Raw genomic sequence first — 18,795 nt, 5'->3', positions numbered from 1 at the left:
CCGTCACTAGGGGTCCGGGGGCGGTGGTAGAACTAAATGACGTGCCTCCGAACGAAAGGAACGTGCATGAGCGAGACCCACGCGGGCTACGAGTTGCTTCGCGCTCTCGATACTTCCCAACTCGAACTTCTGGATACCATCTGGACCCACATGGTCCATGCGACGAAGTCGGATTGGGCGAAGGACCGCCCCGAGGACATCTGGCCCGAATGGCGCACCGTTAGTCACTCCTTCTGGGTGAGCCACCAGAGCCTTGATGCGTTCGACGTCCTGGCTTCCCTTCCCAAGATCCAGCGTCCAAACAACGCCGTCGGACAAGGCTGCGGACTGGTGTGGCGATCTGAATGGCCCAACGACCGACCTCTGCCGACCGAACGCGTCGGGCTTAGCATCGCAGGCCTGCACCAGCTCGCGGTGAATGGCATACGAAGCCCCAACCTTCCCAACTCACTGGTGGGCGCCATCGGCAGCATGGCAAGACGGAGCATCGCGCAGGCGAACCAAGGTGAGTACTCAACCACTGTCCCCCTGGAGGCACTGGTGGAATACCTTGTCCCTCCGCTTCAGGATCGTCCTTATCCCATGCCTGTAACCGCGCTCGCTCAGCTCCTGCAGAAGGAGTACGCGCCGTTGAGCATAGTCGACAGCAAGGGGACCTGGTACGCGACTCTGGACGTTGAATACCTTCGCGGTTACCGGGAGCTTTCCAACGCGGAACAGTACATCAACCACATAAGCCAGCTGGCACGGCAAGATGACAAGAAACTAGACCGGGAGCCTCAATTGCAGCCCTCAGGAACCGAAATATTCATCGTCCACGGACACGACGACGCGTTGAAGAACGAAGTGGCCCGCTTCCTTGAGAGCCGCGTCCAGAACAAAGTGACGATTCTGCACGAGCAGAAAAACAAAGGGCGGACGACCACTGAGAAATTCGAAGACCACGCTGCTCAGGCCGCATTCGCCGTCGTCCTATTGACTCCTGACGACAGGGGCGGACCCGCTGAGGGTGCCACGAACCCGCGGGCCCGCCAGAATGTTGTGTTCGAGCTGGGATATTTCTTCGGAAAACTCGGCAGGAACAGGGTGGCCGCAATAATGAAGGGGAACATCGAACAACCCTCCGACGTCTCCGGGGTCCTCTACATCAACCATGGGAACAACTGGAAGATAGAGCTGCTTGATGAGCTAGACGGCCTCGATGGGATCATCTTGAAGGGGTAACCTTTGCCTGCACTCTGGCGCCGTTCTGTGATCGCTTGGCGTCGCCTGCGGGGAGGATGCGACGCGGCTAGCCAGTAAGTACTCGCGACCGTCTATAAAACGTTGCTCTGGACATTCCGAGATCGCGGGCAACCTGCGCCGCTGGTTCGCCGCCTTCGACCAGGCGGACAGCGCTTCGAATCTGACTGTCGGTGACCCGGCGGGGTCGGCCGCCAAGGTCCTTCCCGGCGTCTCTGCGTTTGCTGATGGAGTCGGTCACGCGTTCGCTTTTAATCTCGTGTTCCATTTGCGCGAGAGCGGCCATGATCGTGAACAGCATCGACCCCATGGGTGTTGCGGTGTCGACGTCGCCACCGCCGAGGTTCAGGACGCGCAGGCCCGCGCCTCGGCCGCGTAATTCGTCGGCGAAGGCGAGCATGTTCTGGGTGGATCGTCCGAGCCTGTCCAGCGTCGTGATGACGAGGGTGTCGCCATCGATTAGCGCGTCGAGTGCCCGATCGAGCTGGGGGCGTGAAGCTCGCGCCCCGGACACACCGTGGTCCACGTAGAGGTCATCGCGTCGGACGCCGGCGGCCAGAAGATCTGCCTGCTGCCGGTCCGTGGACTGCTGCCGCGTCGAAACGCGCGCATAGCCGATCAGTTTTGTCATGGACTGCTCCGATGTGTCTCGTAACTAACGGCGGATACAGCGATTCAACCATAAGGTTGTGAGACATAGTTACGAGAATCGCCCGCCGAGGACGAGCTCGTACGATTCCACGAAATTCAAGTCACTCCTGTCGTCGCGGCCGGCCAGTCGGCGAGACGTCTCATATCTCAAGAGTTACGAGACGATCAGGACTGTGCGCTTAGGGCACCTTCACCGTGCATTTCATCGTGCGGGGTAAACGTTCGTATCGAGGCCACGCGCGCCCGGCGCGCCGTGGGTGACCAGCGGGGCTGGCGGTCCGGGCGTCAGCTGAGCTGCGCGAGCAGACGACGCTCGACACGTCCCGTGACCCCCAAGAAGGTAGACTCGTCGCCGTAGGCGCGGGTAATGATGAGTCCGCCCTGGATCATGGCAACGGCGTCCAATGCGTTCTCGTGAGCATCCCCGGGAGTTAGCCCGCCGCGCTGCAGCAGCGCGGCCAACGCGTCGACCCAGTCCACGAAGTAGGCCTTGACCTCACCGGCGAACGTCTCCTTCTCCTCGCCGAGTGTCATGGCGGCGAATAGGCAGACATTCTCGCGGGAGACGAAGTAGTCAGCGACCGCCTTCGTCATAGCCGAGACCGCCTCAGCGGCGTCAGTTGCGGAACGAAGCGGCGCGAAAACCTCATCCTCGAACCAGTCGCTCACCTGATCCAGCACAGCCCTGGCCATGTCTGTCTTCCCGTCCGGGAAGAAGTGGTACAAGCTGCCGCGACCGATGCCGGCCTCCTGCTGGATGACGGACAGGGAGCTGCTCTCAAACCCTCGCCGGCGGAAGACACCGGCGAGGGCGCGAACGGCGTCCGAGCGTTCGAGGAGGGTGCGTGTCATTACAGTCCGAGTTCGCTCAGGCCGGGGTGATCCGCGGGGCGGGGCCCGGAGGCGTCCCAGAAGAACTTGCGGTCGGACTCGTTGATGGCGAGGTCGTTGATGCTCGCGTGGCGATGTGTCATGAGTCCATCCTTGTCGAAGTGCCAGTTCTCGTTGCCGTAGGCGCGGAACCACTGGCCCGCGGCGTCATGGTACTCGTACGCGAAGCGGACGGCAATGACGTCGTCGGTGTAGGCCCACAATTCCTTGATGAGCCGGTAGTCGAGCTCGCGCTCCCACTTGTCGGCGAGGAACTCGACGATGGCGGCGCGACCCTGCACAAACGTCGAGCGATTGCGCCACCAACTGTTCTCGCTGTACGCGAGGGAAATGCGCTCGGGATCACGAGTGTTCCAGCCATCCTCGGCTGCACGGACCTTCTGGATGGCGGTCTCTTCGGTATACGGAGGGAGGGGGGACGAGACATGATGGGCTCCTTCGAGATATGAAGTTGTACCAGTCGGTACAAGCTGTACTAAATAGTACAACTCGTGAGCAGCCGACGTCAACCATAGAAAACGTTGGTTGTAGGTAAGGCGCCTAGTCTCTACGGCGCGCCTCCTGCTCACTACCTCGCGACCCATGCCGGTTACGGCAGATACTGGACCTAACCGGCAAAGCCAAACATCAAGTGACCTAACTCATTCCAAAGCGCAAACTAGTCAGTCCGGCACGATACCGAGGTCAGGGCTGCAAAGTCGGCAGCGTCCGTAAGTGTTCAGCAGTCGGGCCGCAGAACGCCGGCGGCCAACGGACATGGTGGGGCGCAAAGGGATCCCTTTTACGGGATTAAGGGACCGATCTCAGGACGCCAAATTGCCTATCAGCGCATGCGCTCGGCGAGCTGGTCGAAGAACTCGGCGACCATTTTGTCTGCACCGTCCTTCATCAACTCGGCCCCGCCAAACCGGTAGACCTCGTAGCCGGCGAGCCTGAGTCGTCGGTCCTCGGAGACCAACTCGCTGTAGAGGGCTGGGCTCGCCGTATCGCCGTTCGCGTAGTGCTGCTTCCCGTCGACCTCGAGGACCACGCGATGTCTGCTGGAGAACAGGATGAGGAAGTCCATCCGCTGCCGTGCCAACGGGCTGCCGCTCTGGCCAGCAGATCGACGAGCCGACTGGGTCGCGGGGTCGAAGTGCAGGTAGACCTGTGGGATCAGAGCCGGGATGTCGAACTGGCCGTCCTTGTAGCGTGCCGCGTACGCGTCGAAGACGCGGAGCTCAACCTTGTTGTTTCCCAGGGAAGCCCGGAGGCGATTGTGCAGATTCACTCCGACGTCCCGTGCTGGGATCGTCTCCTCGAAGCCCTCATGCTCTCTCCACCACTCGATCAGATTGCTGAATGTCAGGCCATCAGCAGGGATTGGCTGGTCGTAGACGAGGCAGTACTCGCCATTGCTGACGATCTCGATGTCATTGTTGACGGCGTCGCGCAGCACAAGGTCAGGCTTGGGTCCGTTCGCAGCGAAGATCAGGTTCTTCGCCGGCGTGCCGACGCCTCCGCCACGGTCGTACTCTGCGAGTAGAGCAGTCAGATCGGCGAGGAGTCCACCGCTTACCTCGAGCTCAGCGACGATGCGTCGCGCAAGGGCCACGAGGCGGGGAAGATCCCACCCCGCGGTGTACATCTTGATGACATCACGTTTCGAGTAGTCGGCGTGGGTTGGCTGCTGCTCGGTCTCCGGCCATGGCAGCCGAAGCTCCTCGGCGAATACCGTCTCGAGGTCGCTCCGCGTGTAGGTATGGATGAGCGCCTCCTCAATGGCGCTCCGAAAGGTGCGCGACGACACCTTGGTTGGTGCCTTTGGGGAGTCGGCGAGAATTGCCTCGAAGAAGTTGAAATCGCTCACGGCACCATTGTCCCTGTCGCCGACGACAGTCTGACCCCCGACGAAGACTGAGCCAACATCGGCTATTACCCTTGGCTGGACTTCCCGTAGTGGTCCGCGGTCCAGTGGCCGTCGAAGAAGCCCCGGTCGTTGCGCCGGTGCATGCGCGTGTCGATCAGGGGCGAGGCGAGGATTGACTCGCGCAGCGGCGTTAGCGCGTCTACGACGATCGTGCCGAGGTGGGCGAGGATCTCGATCTGCCCGGTCGACCGCCCCAGGTGCAAGGGAGCCATCTGGCTCAGGACGCGCTGGGCGTCTTGCTCGGGCACGCCGAAATGGACGCCTCCTTCGACGTTGGCGTAGTACTTCACCACCTCGCTGACGGTCAGCGGTCGTCCTCGGACCATGCCCACCCTCGCGCCAATGAAGTGCTTCAGCTTGGGCAGCGCCTGGTCCTCGGGCCCGCCGACCAGTTCGGGACCGCCGAGCCGGAGGAGGTACGGCAGATCTTCTCCGTGTTGACCATCCTGCGGAGCGCTCCACTGCTTGATGCGGAACTCCGTCGGCACCTCCGGGCGAGCGGCCCGAACAGTGTTGAGGAGGGGACGGCCGTCGATGAGGAGCTTGCGAAGGAGCGGCGCGATCCCGAGCAGCTCGTAGCGGCCCCGCGCGCCCGGATCCTGGCTTCGTCGTCGCACATCAGCGACCGTCTCGACGAAGAGCCATTCGGCGAGCATCGTCTCAGGGCCTATCTCCGGTGCCATCGGATCTAGTCCACTGACGTCGAGAGCGTCTCGAAGAAGTAATCGACTTCCTTCTGCGCGCTCTCCCCCTGGAGCGGTGCAAAGGTGCGGGTGCTCGACCAGTTCACCGTCAGTCGATCCAAGACACGTGGGCGAAGCTCGGCGAGGGTAGGCATCGGGCTATTGATGGCTTTTGAGAAACCAGCGCCGAGCAGCACGAAAGGTCTCCCGTCAGCGTCTTGAGTAGTGGATGGCGACATTCTTCTCCAAAGTTGTCCGACACGGTCTCGATTCCCGGAATAGGACTTCTGCACTAGTTGGTGTGGCGGGATAGTTCGTCTTTAGCGCGCCGGCCGGTGCGGGCGCTTCCCGGCGGCAGGGGTTCCCAGGGTTTGCCGTTGTTGTGGCGGCGCTGGAGCCGGCGGACTTCCTTGAGCGTAGCGGCCTCGATCAGTTCCGAGATGGATGCGTATCCCTCGAGGTGGCCGGCGGCCGCGAAGGCCGCCCGGACCTGGCCGGCGTCCGCGGTCGCGAAGTACGGGGAAAAGCTCTCGGGTTTGGCCTTGCTCACTCCCCCGCGCCTTTTGTCTCCGGGGAGACGCGCTGCAGCAGAGCGTTGTGGACTTGTTCCAGGGTTGTGGCCCGGACCTCGGCCGTTGCCAGTCTGCGTGCTGCGTCCGCGGCTTCCTTGGCGGCAGCCCGCTCGGCCTCCCGGGAATCCTCCAGCTGCTTGCCGATCACGGCGAGCTGGCGCTCCAATGCGCCCCGTTGGGCCTCCAGCCGGGTGATCTCCTCGGCGTGGGCGGCCGCGGCGGCATCTTTGTCGGCGGCTGCCTGGTCCAGGTCGGCGACGAGCTCGGCGATCTCCTGGTCTTTGTCTTTGCGTTCCTGTGCCCAGGCCGCTTCCACGGCGGCGTGGCGTTCAGCGGCCAGGGCGGATGCTTCGGCCCAGCAGGCTCCCGCGAGGCGGGCCGCCTGTTCCAGCAGGTTTGCGGGGGTGGCAGCGACCTGTCCGCCGGCGGCCTGCTTTTCCTCGGTCCACTCCTTCAAGTACCGGGTAGCGTCGGCGTTGCTCACACCGGCGGCTGCGCGGACCGTCGACACGGTGGGACGGCGGTCCGCACTGATCTGCTCTGCCGCGGCATAGACGCGGTCCTTCACGCTCGACGTCATCAAAGCACCTCTTCGATTCTTGATAGTAGTAGGAGTAGTAACGATACTACTCCTACTACTACGGATTTTGAAGTTTAGAACGGCGGTTCGGCGTCGGGTGCACTGCCCCAGAACCCGTCGCCGCCGTCGCCCTGCGGGACGGTCTGGGTCGCGCCCTGGTTGCCGGATCCACCGGCCCCCTGCCCGGCCGGATTGCCGCTGCGCTGGGTGCGGGTGACTTTCGCCTTTGAGTACCTGAGCGATGCTCCGACCTCTTCTACCTCGAGCTCCACGACGGTGCGCTTCTCGCCTTCCTTGGTCTCGTACGAACGGCTCTTCAGCCGGCCTGAGACGATGACGCGCATGCCCTTGGTGAGAGATTCGGCGACGTTCTCGGCCGCTTCACGCCAGACCGAGGCTCGCAGGAACAGGGTCTCCCCGTCCTTCCATTCATTGGACTGCCGGTCGAAGGTGCGCGGCGTTGACGCGACGGTGAAGTTCGCGACGGCGGATCCACTGGGAGAGTATTTCAGTTCCGGGTCCGCTGTTAGATTTCCGATCACTGTGATGGTTGTTTCGCCGGCCATGATGTAGACCTTCCTTAGGGTGTGGGTGTGGGTGAGTGTGGTGGCGTCGGTTTCAGGGGCGTCTTGGACGGTGTCGTACCAGGGGGCAGCGGGGTCCGGCTCCACCAGGTAGGCGTCGATGTAGGGGACGTTGATGGTGCTGGAAGGGTTGGCTTCGAGTCCGAACCAGTCCTCGTCCGGGTCGTACCGGCGGGGCGTGAGGGCGAAACGGTCCTGCGGGGTGTTCATCAGGCCGCCTTGTGGTGCATGGCCGCCTGGACGAGCTTGTCGCGGCGCAGGCCGGCCCAATGGTCTTCGTCATCGGCGTTGTTCACGACGACGGGCGCCTGGGAGTACCCGAGCTCCTGGGTGATGTACTCCAGCGCCGCCGGCACTTCGGTGATGTCCACCGCCTGGTAGGAGATGCCCTTGGACTCAAAGTAGGCCTTGGTCTTGTCGCAGTTCGGGCAGGCCGGCTTGGTGTAGATGGTGTACTCGGCTGGGGTTGAAATCATTTTCAGTCCTGCGTTTCGTATCGGTTCTGGTTGCGTTCGTCTGGGTGACTTTCTACCTCAATTTTATCAATTTTCATATGAAAAACAAGGGGTTTTTCCCTTATTTTACGCGGATTTTGCTCAACATTTTGTGAGGCTTTTCGGGGTTGGTGGCCGCTGTTTCGGGACCCGTGAACAGGTGTCCTGGACTCTGGGGTGAACGCGCGAAGTAGCCCGCTGGGAATCCCCCTGCGCTTGAAGATCCGTGCCGTAATTCCGGACGAGCCTCCCGCGTGTGTCGGCCCCTGCCGTCTGGGCGTGTGTTGTCCCGGCTGAGGGCACTCATGCATCCGTTCGTGGTGCGTCCGGAGATCGAGTCTTGGTCCATGGGGTAGTCCCGGTTCTCCGCTGCCCTTGCGCTGGCGGGAGGGCTAGGCTGTGGCCGTGAGGCCGCGGAGATGTTTGCGGCCCGACGAGCGGCGGTGTTGCCGCCGGCGCGAGAGGCGCTCTGGTTTAGGTGTTTGAGGGTTTGCCGGCCGGGTTGGTTCCGCCGGTCTCCTTGGCTCTAGCGAAGGCCGTGGAGACAGTTCCGGCTGCCGGTGCTTTACCGGGCGGGTGTCTGTATGAAATGAAGTGGGACGGGTTCAGGGCAGTTTGCCTGGTGGGCACGGACGGGGTGTCCTTGATGTCCAGGCAAAACAAAGATTTGGGAAGGTACTTCCCGGATCTCGTGGCGGCGGCCGCTGAGCAGATCCCGCCGGGGTGTGTTGTCGACGGTGAGGCGGTCATCTGGTCCGGGGGCAGGCTGGATTTCGATGCGCTGCAGCGGCGCCTGGTCACGTCCAGGGCGGCACTGCCCGGGCTGGTGCGGGAGCTCCCGGCCTCGTTCGTGGCGTTCGATGTGCTTGCTGTTGCGGGGCATGACACTCGGATGGCTCCGTTGTCGGAGCGCCGTGCGCTGCTTGAGGAGCTGGCGCGGGACTGGGTCGCTCCGTTGAACCTCTCCCCGGTGACCAGGGACCGGGACGTGGCGGTGTCCTGGTTCGAGGACATGACGGCCGCCGGGTTGGAGGGCCTGGTCTGCAAGGGTGCTTCCCAGGTGTACGTGGGCGGCAAGAGGCAGTGGATTAAGGTGAAGAGCCGCCGGTCCGTGGACGTCGTGTGCGCTGCGGTCATCGGCCCGCGCACCCAACCGACCGCTGCGGTGGTTGGTCTTCCGGTTGGTGGGCGGTTGCGGATTGTCGGCCGCTCCACTCCCCTCGCGGCGCATGCCGGCAGATCCTTTGCGATGCATTTGCGGGCCCCTCGCGGGAATCATCCATGGCCGGAAGAGATCACCGAGACGATGTTGGACAGATTCAGCAAGGAACGGGGTACGGTGCGTCTGACACTGGTGGAACCGCTTGTCGTGGAAGTCTCGGCCGACGTGGCATGGTCCGGCAGCTCGTTCCGCCATCCAGTGCGCCTCCTGCGGGCGCGCCCGGAGCTAGACCCCACCGATGTCCGGTTTCCGGACCATCTAGCCCCCTACGGGGACCCTCCCTAGGCCTGCTCTGTACCTGAGTTCTCAAGATCTGGGTGGACCGCAACGCCTCGCCCGGGTTCCGGGGGCGCGCCGGGTCTTTTCTGTGGACGGCCGGGCGCAGGTTGTCCACAGTCCGTGGCTGGTTGGCCCGGGCGGTTGTGGGTATCGGGTGCACAACGCATCCGGGCCGCGCCGGCGGCCCGGATGCGTTGTCGTTCCTGGCTTCTAGGATGGATCCCCCCACTGGGTGAGGGGAAGGGGATGCATGGAGGATGGACGGCGGCCGCGGGCCAATGCCTGGCAGATTGCAGGCGTCTGGATCGCGGCTGCGGCGTTGCTGTTGACGGCGGCAAGGATGGGTCTGGATCTGTGGCAGATGGCAGGGCATTGACCAAGGGTGCTGGCTTGGTTAAGCAGCTAGGGGCCGGCATGTGCCGGCCCCTAGGGGTTTCCCTCTGCAAAAGGAATCTATGGGTTCAGCCTAGCTGAACTGGTTGTTCCGTCTCTGACGACAGTGCGGGTCCGGTTCGGTAGTGCCACCGGCCGGCTTCCTGAGGGCCCTTTCGCGTGGGTGCTGATCGGGTCTGGAGCCCAGTATGAATGCTGTCTCTGACATTGAGGTAGCGCGCGGCACCCGAGGGCCGCGCTTGTTGGTGGCGTTGAACGGCGGGTCGCCGCTGGTGACCAGCAGCGTTTGGTTCGCCCTGGTGCGGCGGCCCGCCCGACATTTCACGGTTCCCGGGCTGCGGGTGGTAAGTGGCCGGGGGCTGTGCCGGGCGGTGGGGGTTCCGCCCGGCACGCCGGTGCTATTCCGCTGTTTCCTTGCTGGTTTCGGCGGGAGTGTGCTTGTCGAGGATGATCTGTTCGACCTCGGCAGGGGTGTATCCCCATGCCACGAGCTGGCCGAGGTAGTCGGCATGCCGCTCGCTGGCCGAGCGCCACGAGTCCTTGACGATCGTCTTCTCGTACCCGGCGCAGACGAGCGCGATCAGGGATATCTCGGGCCGTGCCTTGCTCGCGGCGACGTGGTCCCGGAGCGGGTTCCACGCCCAGCGGTCGCTGTCCTCGAACTTGGCTCCGATCATTTCGGCAGCCATCTTCCCGTCGTAGCCGCTGGCGGTTTCGGGGTGGTGGGTGATCGCGTGGACTGTGAAGTACTGCCATCCCTTCGGCGCGATCTTGCGGGCCAGCAGGGTCTTGACCCAGTCGCGGCGCACGGTCGTTGCCGATTTCATGGCTTTGTTGTTGGCAATCAGGGTTTTCCGCTCGGCCTTCTGCTCATCGCTCATCGGGCCTTTCTGGGCCTGGGTGCCGCTGTCGTAGCGTTCGTACTTCGGGGTGAAGCCGAGTTCTTTCCACCCGGTGATGACGGGCTTAGCGTTGTGCTGGCCCCGGTAGTCGGTGCTGATGACGTAGGCGTTGGCGTCCTCCTCGGTGGCCGGTTCTCCATCTGCCCGGTTTGCCGCTGAGACGTACAGGCTCTCTTCGTCGGCGTAGTTCCCGGCGTCCTCCACGATGGTCTTCCCTTGGGTTTCCAGTTCCGCGATCAGCGCCGCGAGGGCGGCGGCCCGGGAGCGCTTCACCACGTTGTATTCAACGACTGCGGCAACAGGCGCTGCCATCACCTCGGCCCATTCCCTCACATCCGCCACGCAAACATCATCACCCGCCCGACAGGACCAACATGGACAGATCCTGAAGTCCGGTTAAAACGCCGACACACGGGAAACAAACGCGACTGAAGTACTAGCCGGTAACAAGCGCGTTACCCCCTTTGGGGTACCCTGCCGGGACGGCCAAATTCGCTTGTTAGGTTGCAGCCGGGGGGGCGATAGCACCCTCGTGGTCTCAGTTGCCGGAAACACTGCGTGTCCGCAACGTTCGCAAGGGGAAATAACTTGAATACGAAGAAGAAACTTTGGCCTACAGCGGTCGGCATTACCGCGGCCACTGTACTGGCAGTGGGCCTGGTGGCGCCGGCCGCCAACGCTGATCCGACTGACGTCATTTCGCTCGGCAGCGGCCAGATCATCGACGGTTCGGTTCTGGCACTTCCGAACTTCGCCAGCATCGCCTCCAACGGGGCGGCAACGGCCGAGCAAATCGGAACTCCGCCGGCCGGCCCGGCGGTCATCGAGAGCAACACCCCGCTCGACCTGAGTGCAGCCTTCGGTGTTGTCAACGTGGGCTCCGGCAACATCCCGCTGTTGGGCGACAACGGCATCATCCAGATCGGTGCGGTCAGCCAGTACGGCAAGGCCGTCAACGACGGCTCCTCGGCTGCCTTCTCCGGCACCGTCTCCGGCGCTCCGGGTCTGGTGACCCTGCCTGGCGGCCTGCCCTCATCCGGCAACCCGGCCCTTCCCGCGGCCCGGATCAACCTCGGCACCGCCGGCATCCTGGGTGGTGCCGACCTGGTGAACGTAGACCTCCAGATCACCACTCTGGCGGCAGCAGCCAAGAAGGACCAGGGCACAGCACCTCAGGGTGCCTTCGCAATCTCAGGTGTTTCGGCTGAAGTTGGCGGCACGATCGTCGAGGGCGTCAACACCGCTGTTTCCCCCTGATCAACACCGCCAACGTTGCCTTGAACGCAGTGGGCCTGCCCATCGCCAACCCTCTTGCCAGCGGCACGATCCAGATCACCGAGGCCGACCTTCTGGCCGCTGCCGGTGTCCCGGACTTCAACTCACTGGCTCCGGGCACGGACCTGATTTCGTTCCTGCCGGCAGCCGTCTCAACGAAGATCCAGACCATCCTGGCCGACACCCTGGCCACCACCACGGCCGCAGTCAACGCCCTCCCGGATACCCTCGGTCCTCCGCTGAACCTGCCGAACCTCGCCAAGATCACGGCCCAGACCGCGCTCGGCGTGCTGAGCACCGGAATCAACGGCGTCGTGGGTGGCCTGACGGCCAGCCTGGTGACTCCGCTCGGGAACGCTCTGACCGCCCTGGTTTCGGCGAAGGTCAACCTTCAGGAAACGGCTCCGTCGGGCGCGTTCACCCAGACCGCACTGCGGGTGGGCGTGGCCCGCGACACCATTGCCAGCGTCGATCTGGCCAACGCAACGGTAGGTCCGAACCTGGACGCCGCAGCAATCCCGCTGGCCAACACCGACACGCTAATGATCAGCGGCGGCCTTGGCCTCCTGGCACTGCTGAGCTGGGTCTTCGTCCGCTCACGCCGCCAGACCGCGGCAGCTGCCGTCTGATCGCGGTGAGCGAATCAGTCAGCGGCGGAAGGAGAACTCCCCATGTACGGCCATAACTGGACTGCAGGTGGTGCAGCAGCCGGAAGTACCACCCTCGCCGTCACCGGCGCGCCGGCCCTTGGTTGGGTCATCCTGGTGGGCATCGCCCTCTTGGTAACCGGCTTCGTGGTCCTGCGTAACAGCAGGTTCAAGGCTACGAAGCGGGGAGCAGACACGAACCCGTAGCACCATCAGCGGGAGGGCTCCGTGCGGAGCCCTCCCGCTGTGTTCATTTCTGTCTCCGGCCTTTCAGGGCCGTGCAAAAGCATCGGAAGTAAATGTCAGTACTCGAATCCGCGCAGGCCCTCGCCTTCGTGCTCCTGGTGGTCTTCCTCTCGTACATCCTCGTCATTTTGGTGCCATTCCTGCGGCGCAAACCTGATCCAGAGGGTGACCCCACGTCCTTCTCATGGCACGTGTTCATTCCCTGCCGCGACGAGGAAGTCGTTGTCGGGAAGACAATGGAGCTGCTTCGCGCGAAGTTTCCCGAAGCGCACGTATGGGTGGTTGACGACGACAGCGACGACGCGACGGCCGACATCGTCAAAGCCGCGTCTGTCGCGGACAGCATGATCCACTTGGTGCGCCGCAGGCGGCCAGCTGCCCGCACCGGCAAGGGCGACGCCCTCAACGCCGCCTACCGGACCCTGGACCGGTGGCTGCCGTCCGACGTCGACCGTTCCTCAGTGATCGTCCTGGTAGTCGACGCCGACGGTCACCTTGCCGAAAATGCCTTCCGTCAGGCTTCGGGCCACATGGCGTTCGGCGACGAGGAAGTCGGAGCCGCCCAAACCGCCGTCTGGATGTCCAACCTGGATGACCCTGCGCTCAAAGGCGGGCAAGGAATCCAGCGCATCCGGAAAGCCTTTGGCCGCTACCTCGTCCTGATGCAGGACATGGAATTCCGCACCACTATCGCCGCCATGCAGTCACTTCGCCGCCACACCCTGACGGTGGGCCTGGGCGGCAACGGCCAATTCACCAGGCTGTCGGCGCTGGATGCCATCGCCAGAACGTCCGGACAACCGTGGCATGGTGCACTCCTTGAGGACTACGAACTGGCCATCCACATCATGCTGGGCGGCTACAAGACCGTGTACATGCACGATACACACGTGGCGCAGGAAGCGCTCCCGGACCTGAGGCGGCTCCTGACGCAGCGGACGCGGTGGTGCCATGGCGGCATGCAGTGCAGCACGTATCTGAAGCGAATCTTCGAATCGCCGTACTTCAGCAACGTCGGCGCCATCGAGTCCAGCTACTTCCTGATCCAGCCGTTCATCCAGATCGTCGGCCTAGTCCTGTGGCCAACCCTGTTCGTGACCATGGTGGCCCAGGGTTCGCTCACCATGGGCAGCTTCCAGGCATGGATCACTGCGGCCTGGTTCATCATTCCGCTGATCTTCGCCACCGGCGTGGTGCCCTTTGCCCTGTGGGGACTCGTGTACCGGAAACAAGTCACGCCAGAAAAGAACGTCCTGAGGGGCGTCGTGTGGGGCATCGGCTATTGGATCTACATGTACCAGAACTACGTCACCGTGCTGCGGGCCACCTACCGCCTGATCACAGGCCGCCAGGGCTGGGCGAAAACCCGCCGCAACAACGAGCACGATGTGAACCTCCTAGCGAAGGAAGCCTAGTGGCAATGAGCGCCGAAATCTCCAACGTCAACGCCCCCCGCGGTCCGCGGGCACTGCCCGTGCGCACTACCCGCGGTGGTGGCCTCATTGGGATGCTCTTCCTTGCCATGGCCGCTGCCGCGATGCTGCAGCAAGAGCATGTTCGCGCAGCGGAAGCCTGGCTCATGGCGACGGTATTTGACGGGATCCTCGGTGGATCCGCCTACAACGTGGACGACATCATCTTCCATAACGTCGGAGGCGGGCATCCATACGCGCTCATGGTGACGGGCCTCTGCTCAAGCGCGGTCCTGCTGACACCCATTGCTGCTTTGGCCGGAGTCCTGTTCCTGATGCAGCGCATCCCGGTTTCGCGACTGGTACCGGCAGCCATCACCGCGCTCGTCATCGTGAGCCTTAGCAACGCCGTCCGCTACTTCATGATTGCGGCGGCGCAGCAGAGCTGGGGCCAGCAAGGCTTTGACGTGATGCACCACTTCCTTGGCTCCTTCGTGGTGATCCTCGGCTTCGTCGCCGCAATCGTCGTGCTGGTGCGCACAGCCGTATCCCGCAAGGACCGTCCAGAATCGTCCTGCAAGGGCCGGCGTGCCTCGTAGCCGCTCGTGGATCCCGCACCGGCTGGGCGCCCCGGTTTCGGCGCTTGCAGTGGCACTTATGCTGAGTGGCTGCGCCCCAATCGTTGCCGGCGAGGCCCCGGCCGGGCAGGCAGCGTCCATGGAGGTCATTCCAGCTGTGGGCCAGTGCCATGTGATCACCTCACCTGAGGAATACGGCGCCACCAGCGAAAGCAGTCCGCCGGTGGCGTGCACGGAACCGCACACCACCCAGACGTTCTTTGTGGCGAGCTTCCCGGAGCCGCTGGCGGCACAGGCCGTCCGCCCGCTGCAGGAGCAACTGCAGACCACCACCAACCACCTGTGCACCTCGGCTGAGCTGCGGAAATACCTGTCCGGCGCCAACCGTGACGCCACCACAGGCATGGCGATCACAGGCTATTACCCGAGCCGGGCCGAATGGGCCGCGGGAAAGCGCGCTGTGCGCTGCGATGTCCTGTTGACCTCACCTGGTGGGGCTCCCCAGCAAACCACTGTTGACCTCAAAGGTGCACTAGCCGGCCCAAACTCGGCGCTGATACGCCTCTGCTACGCCCAGGAAATCAAGGACGGCGTTCTGGCGTCCGAAGGTGCGGACACCCGCTGCTCAGAACCGCACACCACCGAAGACGTCAACGCATGGTTCGGGCAGGACGCTTCGCTGCTCAGCCTTGCTGCACAACAGGAGCGGTGCTTGCCGTTCGTACTCGACTTCCTCCAGGCCAAGGTCCTGCCGGAAAACGTGGAAGTGCGTCCCCTTGTGCGCATCGCCGGCGGCGCCCGGGCTGTTCGGTGCGGAGTCGCCCCACGGCAGGTCACCCCAGAGCCGTGGACCGGGACGCTGGCGCCACTTGCTGCCGGGATGAACGGAGGACTGGCACGTGGCTGACTTCCAGCTTGGGAAACCGGTGGCCTCGGAGGCTGCGGAGGGCCATTTTTCGGAGGACTTTGCCCCGACCCGTGTGCGGCCGGCCAAGGGTCCCAACCCGGGGCCGCTTCGGCGCGCAGCCCGGTTCCTGTCACGTACTTTTGGCCCCGGCGAACTGGCACTCGGGGGAGTCCGCACGCCCGCCATCCTGGCGGGCGTTGCCTCCGCCCTTGCCATGGTCCTGCGCCTCTTCATCCCCGGCCCCGTGGGGTTGGCAGATCAAGGCGATGGACATGGCCTGGTCTGCGCGCTTGGTGTCAGAAACGTCCGTCCTTGGGACTACGGCGAGTTCACACGCTTTGTCTACCCGAGCTGGGCACCGCATGAGTTCTTCGGTGAAGCGTGCGGGGCCAGCGGCTCCGGTGAGCCGGTCTACTCGTCCCAACTGGCGTTCTTGTGGTTGGGCAAGTTGCTCACGCCGCTGCTGGGCTGGGGGCCTGGCCTGGACACGCGCGCCGTGGGCGTCGTGTGCTGCATCGCCTTCGGTCTGCTCATCGCCAGCCTCGTAGCCGTGCTCCCCGGACGCACCAATTTCCGCCTCCTGGTCGCGGGCCTCGTGACGGCGGTCATGGCTGACGGGGTCTTCGCTGACTTCTTCATTTCTCCCTACACCGAACCTGCGGTATTCCTCGGAATCTTGGCACTGGCGGTGGCGCTGCTGCACTACTGGAACGCTCGCGGGAACCGCTGGCTGGCAGTCGTGTTCGTGGCGGCTGCGGCCGCCTTCACGATCTATGCGAAGCCGGAGATGGTCTCCTGGCTCCCGGTGCTGGCCTTGGCTCTGCTGTGGTTCCCGCGGGGCGGCGCCCGCGTCCCGCGTCGTGCCCGCGTCTCCGGAGGTAGCCGGTGGCGGGGGCGGATCCTGCCGTTGACCGCCGTTGTGGCCGTTGCGGCGTTCTCGGTGGCGTTCCTTGCAGCCCAGCCAAAGCGCACCGCAGAGCTGGCCCTCTACAACGCGGTTTTCGCCGAGATCCTGCCGCACAGTCCCGCACCCGAAGAGGACCTGAAATGGCTGGGCCTTGACCAGAGCTTCATCACCGCCACGGGTACCACGGCTGCCTCGTCCCGTTCAGCCACCTTCAACCCGACGTTCCCGGAGTTCGAGCAGCGGGTTAACCCGGCCAAACTCGCCGGGTTCTACGCCACGCACCCGGAACGCTTGATCGGCATGGGCGAACGCGGGATTTCTGCGATGTTGACACCGGAACTGGGCTACATCGGTTCATTCATGGAGGGGGAAGGGCACGAGCCTTTCGCCAAGGATCGCCGCTTCCCGGTGGTTCTTGGGCTCTTCTCCGCCATGAAGGCCGCACCCGTGATACTCGTTGCGATGCAGTTGTTGACCCTGTTGCTGGGACTCGCAGTCGCCTCCCGGAAGAAGTCCGCGGTCGGTCGCCTCGCCGTGGTGGTCGTGGTGGGAGGCTGGCTGCAGTTCTGGACGGCCATGATGATGTCCGGCCAGCCCGAGATCTACCGCCAGCTCATAGTTTCCGGGTTCCTGGCAGCCTTGTGTGTTCCGTTGCTGGTGGCCCTTGTCAGCATTTTGGCCTCGGAAACCTCGGAATCCCCGTTACGTGATCCACCCGTCAAGGCTTAGGTGTTTGCGGAGGCCGATCAGGATGCCCACTTTGATGCCCGGTGGCGGTGTAACGCTGCCTGATCCCCCAGTTCCGGGAAACACCTTGGAACGCACCGCACTCGTGCGGATTGCTCCCCCGCAGTGGTCAGCGCCCTGCTTTGTCCGCGGTGGTCACGCTCGTCATCAACCAGACCCGTCTCGGCGTGGTCGCATGGGACAACTCACACGTGGGGAACAGATTTCGGCTTCGAAATCAGTCACCGCTACCTCGGAGCACTGATATCCCTCTTTGCCTTCGCGGCCGGCTTCATGATCATTCTCCAGATCAGAATCAATCCGGACAGACTGTCGAAGCCCCGGCCCTCAACCGAACACGGCAGGCGGCCCCCGACTCGCTCTTACCCGGAAGCGAACCTGACCCACCACCAGAACCATTCCCACCCAAGCACCCACCACCCAAGGAGTACAGAGTGATAGATTCCGATGTCGCCGTTGTGATGGGCACGAGACCAGAAATGATCAAGCTCGCGCTCGTCGTGAGGCATCTTGGCGATCGCGCACGTTTGATCCACACCGGACAACACTTTGATGACGAGCTCTCCGGCCAAGTTCAGCGGCATCTTGGCCTGCCCGGTCCGGATATCGTGCTCGAAGGAGTCGGGGGAAAGAACCGGGCCACACAGATCTCCACCTGCATGAAAGCGATCGCAGGAGAGTTTGGGCGGAACAAACCTGCAGCTGTGATTGTCCAAGGAGACACCAACACAGTCTCGGCCGCTGCCCAGGCCGCCAACTATGCGGGAATTCCCGTCATCCATGTGGAAGCCGAACTAAGATCCTATGACCGGGCAATGCCCGAAGAAATCAACCGACTCGTGGCCGGGACGATGGCGGATGTCCACTGCGCCGCCACCGTAAACAACCGCAAGAACTTGTTGCTCGAAGGCATCGACCCCAACAGCATCGCAGTGACCGGCAATACCATCGTCGAAGCCACCGAAACGTCCTTGGCCTTGGCGGATAGTTTCGCAAGCCGAATCAACCTGCCGTGGAACGACGGCCGGAGCTACGTTCTGGCCACCATTCACCGGCCCGAAAACACCGACACCAAGCAAGCCCTCGAACGGATACTCTCCGGGCTGGCCGACATACCCGAACCGGTCTTGTTAGTCGCCCATCCCCGCACCCGCAACGCGATGCGGGAGTTCGGACTCGACCGGTACGCCGACCGCTTGTCGATTATTGATTCAGCACCGCATCACGAATTCCTGGGCCTGGCCCGCTCCGCTGCCCTCCTGGTTTCAGATTCTGGCGGCCTGCAGGAAGAATGTACGGTCCTGAAGAAGCCCCTGCTTGTCGTCAGGCGCAGCACCGAACGGCCCGAGTCCATCGATTCCGGATTCGCCCAGCTGCTGACACCGGGAGAAAACATCAGCCAGGCCGCCAACCGGCTCTTGACCGGCAAGCCCGAACGTCTCCTGGCGTCCGTCCCGTCCCCTTACGGTGACGGCATGGCCAGCAACCGCATCGCCGACATCGCCGTCCAGATTGCAGACGGAGCGACGTCCGAAGAGGCAGTTGCCGCGGCCACCTCGCTCCGGGCCACAATTGGAACGACGCACGGAGCGCCCTCTTCGGCAACGGCACGATCGTCAGCCATCAGGTAAATACCCTGACATCCAATGGATTGCAGGTCGCCAGCACGATGGC

General features: G+C 63.5%; 21 protein-coding genes and 1 pseudogene. 11 read left to right on the top strand and 11 right to left on the bottom strand.

Annotation, left to right across the window (positions count from 1 at the left end; translation table 11 throughout):
- The first annotated feature begins 66 nt into the window (after window positions 1-66).
- The gene (locus tag ACX5I4_RS22705; protein WP_461838856.1) at window positions 67-1,224 is read left to right on the top strand and encodes a TIR domain-containing protein; all 1,158 of its coding nucleotides are present in this window, start codon (window positions 67-69) and stop codon (window positions 1,222-1,224) included.
- A gap of 67 nt (window positions 1,225-1,291) precedes the next feature.
- On the opposite strand, the gene ACX5I4_RS22700 is transcribed toward ACX5I4_RS22705, so the two are convergent.
- From ACX5I4_RS22700 to ACX5I4_RS22655, 10 genes are all read right to left on the bottom strand, one after another.
- Window positions 1,292-1,873: a recombinase family protein gene (locus ACX5I4_RS22700; RefSeq protein WP_461838855.1), complete on the bottom strand. Its 582-nt coding sequence runs from the start codon at window positions 1,871-1,873 to the stop codon at window positions 1,292-1,294.
- 305 nt (window positions 1,874-2,178) lie between these two features.
- Complete coding sequence (locus ACX5I4_RS22695; protein WP_461838854.1) at window positions 2,179-2,745, bottom strand: TetR/AcrR family transcriptional regulator; 567 nt, start codon at window positions 2,743-2,745, stop codon at window positions 2,179-2,181.
- Complete coding sequence (locus ACX5I4_RS22690; protein ID WP_461838853.1) at window positions 2,745-3,272, bottom strand: nuclear transport factor 2 family protein; 528 nt, start codon at window positions 3,270-3,272, stop codon at window positions 2,745-2,747. The genes ACX5I4_RS22695 and ACX5I4_RS22690 overlap by 1 nt, the downstream gene beginning before the upstream one ends.
- Before the next feature lie 335 nt (window positions 3,273-3,607).
- Window positions 3,608-4,633 carry a hypothetical protein gene (locus ACX5I4_RS22685; protein WP_461838852.1) on the bottom strand — a complete coding sequence of 342 codons (1,026 nt, stop codon included), beginning with the start codon at window positions 4,631-4,633 and terminating at the stop codon, window positions 3,608-3,610.
- Window positions 4,634-4,698: 65 nt separating this feature from the next.
- Window positions 4,699-5,376 (bottom strand): hypothetical protein, encoded by a 678-nt coding sequence (locus tag ACX5I4_RS22680; RefSeq protein WP_461838851.1) that lies wholly within the window; start codon window positions 5,374-5,376, stop codon window positions 4,699-4,701.
- Between the two features lie 5 nt (window positions 5,377-5,381).
- The gene (locus ACX5I4_RS22675) at window positions 5,382-5,531 is read right to left on the bottom strand and encodes a hypothetical protein (RefSeq protein ID WP_461838850.1); all 150 of its coding nucleotides are present in this window, start codon (window positions 5,529-5,531) and stop codon (window positions 5,382-5,384) included.
- A gap of 137 nt (window positions 5,532-5,668) precedes the next feature.
- Window positions 5,669-5,926: a ParB family protein gene (locus ACX5I4_RS22670; protein ID WP_461838849.1), complete on the bottom strand. Its 258-nt coding sequence runs from the start codon at window positions 5,924-5,926 to the stop codon at window positions 5,669-5,671.
- The gene (locus tag ACX5I4_RS22665; RefSeq protein WP_461838848.1) at window positions 5,923-6,528 is read right to left on the bottom strand and encodes a DNA-binding protein; all 606 of its coding nucleotides are present in this window, start codon (window positions 6,526-6,528) and stop codon (window positions 5,923-5,925) included. The genes ACX5I4_RS22670 and ACX5I4_RS22665 overlap by 4 nt, the downstream gene beginning before the upstream one ends.
- A gap of 74 nt (window positions 6,529-6,602) precedes the next feature.
- The gene (locus ACX5I4_RS22660; RefSeq protein ID WP_461838847.1) at window positions 6,603-7,322 is read right to left on the bottom strand and encodes a single-stranded DNA-binding protein; all 720 of its coding nucleotides are present in this window, start codon (window positions 7,320-7,322) and stop codon (window positions 6,603-6,605) included.
- On the bottom strand, window positions 7,322-7,588 hold the full coding sequence (locus ACX5I4_RS22655) for a glutaredoxin family protein (RefSeq protein ID WP_461838846.1): 267 nt from the start codon (window positions 7,586-7,588) through the stop codon (window positions 7,322-7,324). The genes ACX5I4_RS22660 and ACX5I4_RS22655 overlap by 1 nt, the downstream gene beginning before the upstream one ends.
- A 496-nt stretch (window positions 7,589-8,084) precedes the next feature.
- Here ACX5I4_RS22655 and ACX5I4_RS22650 point away from each other — a divergent pair, with 496 nt between their 5' ends.
- Complete coding sequence (locus ACX5I4_RS22650; RefSeq protein WP_461838845.1) at window positions 8,085-9,113, top strand: ATP-dependent DNA ligase; 1,029 nt, start codon at window positions 8,085-8,087, stop codon at window positions 9,111-9,113.
- A gap of 244 nt (window positions 9,114-9,357) precedes the next feature.
- The gene (locus ACX5I4_RS22645) at window positions 9,358-9,483 is read left to right on the top strand and encodes a hypothetical protein (RefSeq protein ID WP_461838844.1); all 126 of its coding nucleotides are present in this window, start codon (window positions 9,358-9,360) and stop codon (window positions 9,481-9,483) included.
- A gap of 415 nt (window positions 9,484-9,898) precedes the next feature.
- Here the strand turns inward: ACX5I4_RS22645 and ACX5I4_RS22640 are convergent.
- Window positions 9,899-10,672: pseudogene (locus tag ACX5I4_RS22640) on the bottom strand (ParB/RepB/Spo0J family partition protein); the annotation flags it as partial.
- Between the two features lie 318 nt (window positions 10,673-10,990).
- On the opposite strand from ACX5I4_RS22640, the gene ACX5I4_RS22635 reads away from it, so the two are divergent.
- The 8 genes from ACX5I4_RS22635 (at window position 10,991) to wecB (ending at window position 18,752) form a co-directional block, all read left to right on the top strand.
- On the top strand, window positions 10,991-11,659 hold the full coding sequence (locus ACX5I4_RS22635) for a choice-of-anchor G family protein (RefSeq protein ID WP_461838843.1): 669 nt from the start codon (window positions 10,991-10,993) through the stop codon (window positions 11,657-11,659).
- A 29-nt stretch (window positions 11,660-11,688) separates the two neighbouring features.
- A complete protein-coding gene (locus ACX5I4_RS22630; RefSeq protein ID WP_461838866.1) occupies window positions 11,689-12,306 on the top strand; it encodes a PVV-CTERM domain-containing choice-of-anchor G protein in 618 nt (205 codons plus the stop codon).
- A 42-nt stretch (window positions 12,307-12,348) separates the two neighbouring features.
- Window positions 12,349-12,531, top strand: a complete 183-nt coding sequence (locus ACX5I4_RS22625; RefSeq protein WP_461838842.1) for a hypothetical protein — start codon at window positions 12,349-12,351, stop codon at window positions 12,529-12,531.
- 92 nt (window positions 12,532-12,623) lie between these two features.
- Window positions 12,624-13,985 (top strand): glycosyltransferase family 2 protein, encoded by a 1,362-nt coding sequence (locus ACX5I4_RS22620; RefSeq protein WP_461838841.1) that lies wholly within the window; start codon window positions 12,624-12,626, stop codon window positions 13,983-13,985.
- 5 nt (window positions 13,986-13,990) lie between these two features.
- Entirely contained in the window at window positions 13,991-14,581 is a 591-nt protein-coding gene (gene xrtS / locus ACX5I4_RS22615) for an exosortase S (RefSeq protein WP_461838840.1), read from the top strand.
- Window positions 14,571-15,467, top strand: coding sequence for a septum formation family protein (locus tag ACX5I4_RS22610; RefSeq protein ID WP_461838839.1), 897 nt, complete (start codon window positions 14,571-14,573; stop codon window positions 15,465-15,467). The genes xrtS and ACX5I4_RS22610 overlap by 11 nt, the downstream gene beginning before the upstream one ends.
- Window positions 15,460-17,103 (top strand): glycan biosynthesis hexose transferase WsfD, encoded by a 1,644-nt coding sequence (gene wsfD / locus ACX5I4_RS22605; protein ID WP_461838838.1) that lies wholly within the window; start codon window positions 15,460-15,462, stop codon window positions 17,101-17,103. The genes ACX5I4_RS22610 and wsfD overlap by 8 nt, the downstream gene beginning before the upstream one ends.
- A 452-nt stretch (window positions 17,104-17,555) precedes the next feature.
- Complete coding sequence (gene wecB, locus ACX5I4_RS22600; RefSeq protein WP_461838837.1) at window positions 17,556-18,752, top strand: non-hydrolyzing UDP-N-acetylglucosamine 2-epimerase; 1,197 nt, start codon at window positions 17,556-17,558, stop codon at window positions 18,750-18,752.
- Window positions 18,753-18,795: the final 43 nt, after the last annotated feature.

The organism is Arthrobacter sp. MMS24-S77 (assembly GCF_054888235.1).
The sequence above is the reverse complement of the archived record's forward strand: the minus strand, read 5'-3'. Positions and strand labels throughout refer to the sequence as shown.